General features: G+C 39.1%; 7 protein-coding genes and 1 pseudogene. 1 reads left to right on the forward strand and 7 read right to left on the reverse strand.

Annotated features, from left to right (window positions below; all coding sequences use genetic code 11):
• The 3 genes and pseudogenes from BM163_RS13270 to BM163_RS13280 form a co-directional block, all read right to left on the reverse strand.
• Positions 1–225, reverse strand: a pseudogene (locus BM163_RS13270) (IS5/IS1182 family transposase); the annotation flags it as partial.
• A 334-nt stretch (positions 226–559) separates the two neighbouring features.
• Complete coding sequence (rlmD, locus tag BM163_RS13275; RefSeq protein WP_089803657.1) at positions 560–1729, reverse strand: 23S rRNA (uracil(1939)-C(5))-methyltransferase RlmD; 1170 nt, start codon at positions 1727–1729, stop codon at positions 560–562.
• Between the two features lie 10 nt (positions 1730–1739).
• Positions 1740–3089 carry an MATE family efflux transporter gene (locus BM163_RS13280; protein ID WP_089803658.1) on the reverse strand — a complete coding sequence of 450 codons (1350 nt, stop codon included), beginning with the start codon at positions 3087–3089 and terminating at the stop codon, positions 1740–1742.
• A gap of 505 nt (positions 3090–3594) precedes the next feature.
• Between BM163_RS13280 and BM163_RS13285 the strand changes: the two genes are divergently transcribed.
• Complete coding sequence (locus BM163_RS13285; protein ID WP_089803659.1) at positions 3595–4971, forward strand: alanine/glycine:cation symporter family protein; 1377 nt, start codon at positions 3595–3597, stop codon at positions 4969–4971.
• Between the two features lie 106 nt (positions 4972–5077).
• Here the strand turns inward: BM163_RS13285 and BM163_RS13290 are convergent, their stop codons facing one another.
• The 4 genes from BM163_RS13290 to BM163_RS13860 form a co-directional block, all read right to left on the reverse strand.
• Positions 5078–6049, reverse strand: coding sequence for a GGDEF domain-containing protein (locus BM163_RS13290; RefSeq protein ID WP_170243754.1), 972 nt, complete (start codon positions 6047–6049; stop codon positions 5078–5080).
• A gap of 35 nt (positions 6050–6084) precedes the next feature.
• Positions 6085–6879: an alpha/beta fold hydrolase gene (locus BM163_RS13295; protein WP_089803661.1), complete on the reverse strand. Its 795-nt coding sequence runs from the start codon at positions 6877–6879 to the stop codon at positions 6085–6087.
• A gap of 36 nt (positions 6880–6915) precedes the next feature.
• Positions 6916–7659 carry an alpha/beta fold hydrolase gene (locus tag BM163_RS13300; protein ID WP_089803662.1) on the reverse strand — a complete coding sequence of 248 codons (744 nt, stop codon included), beginning with the start codon at positions 7657–7659 and terminating at the stop codon, positions 6916–6918.
• 79 nt (positions 7660–7738) lie between these two features.
• Positions 7739–7894: a hypothetical protein gene (locus tag BM163_RS13860; protein ID WP_177200269.1), complete on the reverse strand. Its 156-nt coding sequence runs from the start codon at positions 7892–7894 to the stop codon at positions 7739–7741.
• Positions 7895–8323 lie beyond the last annotated feature (429 nt).

Here is an 8323-nt window from a genome sequence, read left to right on the forward strand (position 1 = left end):
CAAGTCTTTAATTGTAGGAATACGCTCAACATATCTTATAAAAACAGAAATAATCATAGCAGCGTAGTTAAGCTCCTCCGGAGCTCCAAGACGTGATTTTTTACTTACCTCACGGTAAATGTGGTCAATATCAATGACCGAAATAATAGCATCATATCGTTGGGTAGGTTCCATTGCATATAATTCATTAATGCTAAATAAACTCTCTTGTCGTATAATAGGCATAGGGAGTTCTCCTCCAGTCTTTTGGTTTAGTTTGGTTACTTACCATTATACAAGACTTGGGGAGGTACTTCCTTTTTTATGCTTCAAAACCATTGGGCCGCAAGGCCTCAGAATTATGAAATTCATTCATATCAATATTTATTTGATTTTAGATGATAAAAATAGCAATATATTCATCCTGTCAACTCCCCCACCCAAAAGCCATTCTATCAACTCAACCCCATTTTTCCCAAAATCTCATCTTCGTGTTCACTCCAAATAAAATAAGATTCCCCAGCCTGGACACTCTCCAAAATCACTGGAAAACCTTATTCTATCAACGCTTCAATTACTTCTATTCATCCACCCTAGACATCAATACTACCGTCTCAACGTGACTCGTCCCAGGAAACATATCGACAGGAATCATAGTTTTGACTTGATACCCTTTACGCGTCAGTTTCTCTAAGTCCCGCTTCAACGTAACCGGATTACAAGAAATATAGACAATCTTTTTCGGCTTCATAAAGGCAAGTGCTCTGATAAAGTCATCACTACTCCCTGAACGAGGTGGGTCCATAATGACCGTATCAACAAACTGCTTACGTTTGGCACTCTTAATCATAAATTCTCCTGCATCCGCATTATGGAAGAAGACATTTGTGATGTCGTTTCGTTTCGCATTATTGATCGCATCTTTAAACGCATCATGATTTAGTTCCACACCTATCACTTTCTTGACGCGCTTACTCGCAATTAAACCAATTGTACCGATACCACAGTACGCATCAATAATTGTTTCATTACCCGTGAATTCCGCCAAATCCAACGCTTTATTGTAAAGTGTTTCTGTTTGAACAGGGTTCACCTGATAGAATGACTTCGGAGAAATTCTAAACTTAAGCCCACACAGTGTATCTTGAATAAAACCTTTACCATAGAGGACCGTTTCACGATCACCTAGTACCATACTTGTTTTTTTGTTGTTGACGTTCATCACAACGGTCGTGATTTCTGGGTGCTTATCAACCAACGCTTTCACAAAGTTTTTTCGGGACGGAAACACGTGCGTTCCGAGCACTAACACGACCATAATTTGACCACTTTCAAAACCCGTACGAATAAGAACGTGTCTTAAGAGACCTTGACGCGTATCTTCATTGTAAGGGCGCATTTTAAACGATTTTAATAAGCCTCTGATTGAGACAATAATTTTATCCGCACGTTGATCATGTAAGAGACACGAATCAATTGGCACGACTTTATGCGTACCCGATTGATATATACCCGAAATAATCCGGTTACGACGATCGGTTTGGAATGTCGCATGGATCTTATTTCGGTAATAATAAGGGTCTTTCATCGGAATAATGGGATCAACTTTGCCAAATGTTTTTAATAACTCAACGACTTGTTTTTGCTTTTGTTCTAACTGTTGTTCATAAGGTAAGTGTTGGACTTGACATCCACCACAAATATCAACGACGGGACATTTCAACTGTCGGTACGTTTGATTAGATTGCATGTATAAGCTCCTATCTCATCGCTTTCTGTTCGACTAAACCACGACTAACTACAGTATACAGGATTATCGAAATAATCACAGTAAGTATATCTGTTACTGGCTGAGTATAAATAATGCCGTTTAATCCAATTGTATAGTCGAAAATATATAACAATGGAATAAAAACCAAACCATGACGCGAGATCGATAGAATAAGTGATGGTATCACTTTTCCTAATCCTTGTAGCACATTAATGAAGATAAACATCACGCCAACAATTGGTCCGGAAATAATTAAGGCACGAAGCATCGTTGTACCATAATCAATCACGACGGGGCTATCAATAAATGATTGGATAATCGCATCCGCAAATACCCAGTAAATAGCTGTAAGCACACTACCTAAAATGACGGCAGTAATAATGGAGAATTTAATAATGCCACGTAAGCGGTCAAAATCTTTTGCTCCGTAACTGTAGCCAACCAGTGGTTGAATCCCCTGCCCAAGCCCAATTTGAACAAAAATCATAATGAGATTCGCTCGAATCGCTACACCCATAGCCGCGAGTTGAATATCACCGTAACTCATCAAGAAATTATTTAAAAAGATATTCGCAACACTTAACATTAAGTTATTTAATGATGCTGGAATACCAATCGCCAATACACCGAGTAACACACCTTGCTTCATTTTAAAGTCTTTTGGTTTGATTGATAAAATCGATTTTCCACTCACTAAATAAAAGATAAAGAAAGCTGCACCAAACATATTACCAATGACCGTCGCAATGGCTGCACCACTCACCCCCATATCAAATCCTAAAATAAGAATAGGGTCTAAGATAATATTCGTAATCGTCCCGAGCATCATACCTTTCATTGCTAGTGTCGCTTTTCCTTCTGAGCGAATAATGTTACTAAATGTTTGCGATAGAATAATAAACGGGGCACCTAACGCCAAATAGGTTAAATAGTCTCTCGTATAATCGATCGTATCGGCACTTACGCCGATAATATTAAGCAAGGCTGGCATAAACACCCAAAAAGTAACCATTAACACTAACCCGATAATAATCGAGGCATAAAAGGCAAAGGCAGACACATGTTTTGCATATTCAACGCGTTTTTCCCCAAGAGCACGCGATATCATCGATGTTCCACCAATCCCAAGTAATACCCCTGCGGCAATGAATAATGAGAAAACTGGCATTGCTAACGTAATTGCTGCCACTTGTAGTTCCTCACCTGTTTGACCAATAAAAAACGTATCGGCAATATTATAAATAAAGACAACCATCATACTCACGATGGCTGGAATAGAATTTTTTGCGACGGCTTTTGGAATCGGCATCGTCTCAAATAGTTCTTTATCGTACTGCATAAAATCCCCTCACTTCTTAAATATCTTTCTATCATCGTTCTGATGTCTAGTATGACGTTCATGAGCATAGAATAAACAAACCTTTCACGGTTTATAACATTCAATATCAAGCCCCTTATACACTGTGTTTATTTATGCTATAGACTCATATACAAAAAAAGAGCACTCACTCCCAAAACATAACTTGCGCTTCGGAAAGAGGCTTCGACATACACGAACGATTTATGTAGAACACTGTCAATATTATCTAACGGATGTCGAAAAAAGTCAATTAAAACACTTTGAAACCAAAGGGTATTATATAGATGTGGTGCTCATCTTAAAAGCGACACTTTTGTGAAACTCCTAAAAAAGTCTTTTCTTTTCTACTTTACTCTAGTATAGTAGTAGATATTTCTGTTTTAAAAGACATTTGTCCACAGATAAAGGACACATCATATCTATATGATGCAAGCGGCATGTATTCTTTATTTAAAATAAAAACATAGATCATGGAGGGAAATCAATGCAACTTCAAGCAATAGTCGAAGATATTAACAGTATATTATGGGGACCAATTATGTTAATTTTACTAGTTGGGACGGGTGTCGTTTTCACCATTCGCCTAAAAGGACTGCAGGTGAGAAAATTTACTTTAGCCTTTAAACAAACGTTTGGCGGTATGTTTAAGAAAGGGCAAGCTGATGAGGATGGGATGAGTTCGTTCCAAGCACTCGCAACAGCCATTGCCGCTCAGGTCGGCACTGGTAACTTGGCCGGTGTAGCAACAGCCATTGCATTAGGAGGACCAGGTGCCATCTTTTGGATGTGGGTCAGTGGGTTCTTCGGTATGGCGACCATTTTTGCTGAAGCTGTGCTTGCTCAGCTTCACACAGAAAAACGCGACGGTGAGATCACTGGCGGGCCTGCTTATTACATTAAAAATGGTTTAGGTAGCAAGGGCCTCGCTGCATTCTTTGCCGTATCAATTATTCTAGCTTTGGGCTTTATGGGAAATATGGTTCAGTCTAGCTCGATTGCTGAAGCTGTTTATGCCGCTTTTAATATCCCTAATGTTGTGACAGGAATAGTGATCGCTGTTATTGTTGGCTTGATTATTTTAGGAGGCATTTCTCGAATTGCCTCATTCACCGAAAAAATCGTTCCTATTATGGCTGGGTTTTATATTGTAGGGTCACTGGTAATTATCTTCATGCACGCGGATATGATTTTACCTGCATTTGAAATGATTTTTGTTGGTGCATTTAATCCTAAAGCAGCCACTGGTGGTGTGATCGGTGTTGGCCTAAAGGAGAGCTTACGCTACGGGGTTGCACGTGGGGTTTTCTCAAACGAAGCAGGTATGGGGTCAACACCTCATGCACACGCCGTTGCTAAAGTTAAGCACCCCGCTGAACAAGGGCTTGTTTCTATTATGGGTGTTGTGATTGACACTGGAATTGTTTGTACGTTAACAGCCTTAGTTATATTAACAACCAATGTCCTTCCTACCGGTCTTTTTGGAGCCCAACTTACACAAGAAGGATTTACCGTTGGTTTTGGTAACTTTGGTACTACTTTTATCGCTATTTGTCTATTCTTTTTCTCTCTATCAACTATTATCGGTTGGTATTATTTCGCCGAAGCTAATGTGAAATACCTCGTCGGTAAAAAAGGCGTGCCTGTTTTTCGTCTTTTCGTCTTGATTTGCATCGTATTCGGCACAACAATCAGTGCTGAAATTGTTTGGGAACTGGCCGATGTTTTCAATGGCCTCATGATTATTCCTAACTTAATCGCTTTACTCGGTTTAAGTTCACTCGTGATTAAAGTCGCCAATGATTATGAAGGACCTTTTTTACATCACAAACCTGCTCAATACGAAAACAAACGCGTAAGATGACGTTATTAGCTTAACTTCTTTAATAGGTCAGTCATCGCTATATTTTTATACTTTTTGATTCAACCAATAAGCCGCAAAAGAAGTAGATTGCTACAACTTTTGCGGCTTAATTTGTATCATTTTTTATTTCGTTGTAATGTACCACTTTGTTTCTTCCTGATTGTTTTGCTTTGTACATCGCTTTATCTGCTTTTAAAATAAGCGTGTCACTGTCGTCACTTGATGTGAACGTCGAAACACCAATACTAATCGTGATGGGTACCGAGAAGAATTGGGCCTTCTCAACAAGCTCTCTCAACAATTCTGCCGCTTCTGTTGCTGCTTTTTCTGTTAAGTCGGGCATTAAGACAACAAATTCTTCTCCCCCAAAACGGGCACTTGTAAAAGACATATCTTGATGATACACCATAGTATGGGCCAAGTGAATCAACACATCGTCGCCTACACTATGACCGTATTGATCGTTCACGCGTTTAAAATAATCAATATCTAACAACATAAGTGAAAAAGACTCGCCTGTTCGATTAAAGCGGTGAATCGCTTGTTCTAAACGATCAAGAAATACCCGACGATTATACAGTTTAGTGAGAGAATCTCGTGTGGCATAAAGTTTTAGTTCTTTATTTAACGTTAGTAGTTGTTGTTGCTTTTCGATTAGAGTAGTGTGCAGCGCTTCTTTTTCTTTTAATACTTCTTCTAATCGCTTATTGATTTCTTTCAATTCTTTTTCATACTTAATCTGCCGTGATACAGGAAAAATGATACAATCTATCACGGCCTGATCATTTTCATTAAATAATTTCGCGCTGAACAAACAATCCTTTAATTGTGATTCCTTTGTCTCTAAAGTGATATAGATATCTTCTACTTGACCTACTGCTCTTAGTTTCGGGTAGACTAAGGAATGAAAGAAAAATCGACCCGCATTATTTAGAACGTGTTCAATATGGGCACCATTAAGTTCTGATTTTGTGTACTTCACAAAATCAGAAAATGTTTGATTGCAATTGACGATATGCCCTGCAAGATTTAAACTAACAAAACTTGCAATCGCCTCGTCCCATCTTGTCTCTTCCATCCCTTCACCTCCCATACGCCATCTTTTATCTCTCTTTACAGATAAGCTTTTATGGCGTCAATCGTCTCCTGCGGATGACTGACGTGCGGATAATGACCCTTCGCATCCATGACATGGAGCTGACTACCTTTCATATGATCACGCATATACTCCGCTACTTCTAACGGGACAAAACTATCCTCTGAACATTGTAAAATCATCACAGGTACCGTTACGCGAGGTAATAACTGCCGATAATCCATTAGTAAGGTCACCTTTAAGAATGTATAGGTTATTTCTGGATCACTTTTTAGAAATTCATCTTCTATATATTGTGATTTTTCAGCGTCAACAGACGTAGGTAAAGCAACCGGCGCAAGAAAACTTGCCCAACCACTATAGTTCATTTCCATCATCTCTAAAATTTGATTAATATCATTACGTGTAAAACCACCATAATAATCTTCATCATTGATATAGTGCACAGAGGCACCAATCGCAAATATTTTCTCAAATAAATCAGGGCGTTTGATTGAAGCAAGTAAAGCAATCAACCCACCAACAGAGTGACCGACACATAGAACATTTTTCCACCCGTAACTATCGCACAGTTGAATCAAATCATCACTATAGCCATCAATGACTTGGTATTTTTCTTTTGTATAATAGGTTAAGTCTGATTGTCCCGATCCCATTAAATCAAACGTCATCACTTGATAGTCATCAGTAAAGTCTGGTAACACCCAGTCCCACGTCTTTTTGTTTGAGGCGAAACCATGAACAAAGACGATGCGCTTGTCGCCTGTTCCTGAAATACTTACATTGAAACGCTCCTTGATTGCTTTTGTCATGCTGACTCACCTCATTCATTTATGTTGTCTTACTATTCACTTCCCGATTAAGTCAGTGAATATGCTTCTTGTTGTAGTTTGTTGCTCTTCTCGGCTAATCGTGTTTTCACCGTCCCCGTCTTGCTTACCATATGAACCGAAGTTAGCATGATTACCGCCTTCTATCATGTTATAAGTCGTATCCTTTGGTAATAACGATTGACTTGTCTCAAAAGATTCCCAATTTAAAATAGTGTCGTTGCTTGCGGTTATTGACACTACCGGAAAAACAACATCTGATAGATTACTATTTTCAGATGGGTAAGCCGCAAGTAACACGAGTCCATCAACCGATTCTGGTTCTTCGGCGAGATAAAGCGCCGCACTTGCCCCGCCCAAAGAATGACCACTTAAGTAAGTTGGAACATCATCAGATGTATGTATTTCTAACTTTTCGATTGCATTCGTATTTAAAATCGCGAGATTAAATGGCATTTTCATAATAAAAATTTCAAAACCTTCATGCGTTAACGGCTCAAATAAAGGGAGGTAACTCACCGGCTCAACAAGCCCACCAGGATAAAACACAATCCGTGCTTGGGTTGACTCAGATGAAAGCTTAAGCCAATCGCCTGTTTCTTCAACATGCGCCGCATCTAATAACGCCGTTGCTTCTGGTAACGGTTGATACGTATTAAGTCTCACAAATAAAAATACCGCAACAATTAGTGCCACCATCACTAATCCACTGATCATTAGCACTTTTTTTACCTTTGAACTTTTTCTCCATCTTTCAAACACATGTCTCACACCCTTTCAATTGAAGAACTAGTATATCACAAATATCCGAGCTTTTTACTTGTTTATGAGCAAGCAACAGTTAATCATGACGGTCTGACTTAAAGTCAAACGCACGCAGAATCATCACAGCAACCTCATCAGGACTTAAATGCGTATTGTCTATTTTTAAGTAATGTTCATACGGCACCTCTCCTGGATGACTGACCATACGGTAGCGTGTCTTTTCTTCTTCCATTCGCTTTTCAGTCGTCTGGATATCACGCTTAGACGCTTTTTCTTTTAAACGTCGTTCCGTTTTATTCCGCTCAAGCCTAGTCCGGTCATCTGTATCGAGTAGGAGGTAGGTGATTAATTCACCTACCGACCTCTCACACCACCGTACGTACGGATCCGTATACGGCGGTTCAATAATTTAAGTATCGTTTTAATTTATAGTCAGATCTAAATTGACTTGCTTTCAAGCGAAGGTTTAAATTTCTTAGCCCCCACTTCAATAGTCGCTCATTTGATAGTGCTCGATGAAGGGCAGGTGTTTTTGAGTTATTCCAATACCCCTTCCTACTCGCAGCTAATTTAAGTGCTTCGTTATGAGATATTCCGTATTTTCGAAGTTTTCTATACCTCGTTCTCACATGTTTCCAGCGTTTCCAAATCATTTGACGGA

The organism is Halolactibacillus alkaliphilus (assembly GCF_900115465.1).
In the GTDB taxonomy this organism is placed as follows: Bacteria; Bacillota; Bacilli; order Bacillales; family Amphibacillaceae; genus Halolactibacillus; species Halolactibacillus alkaliphilus.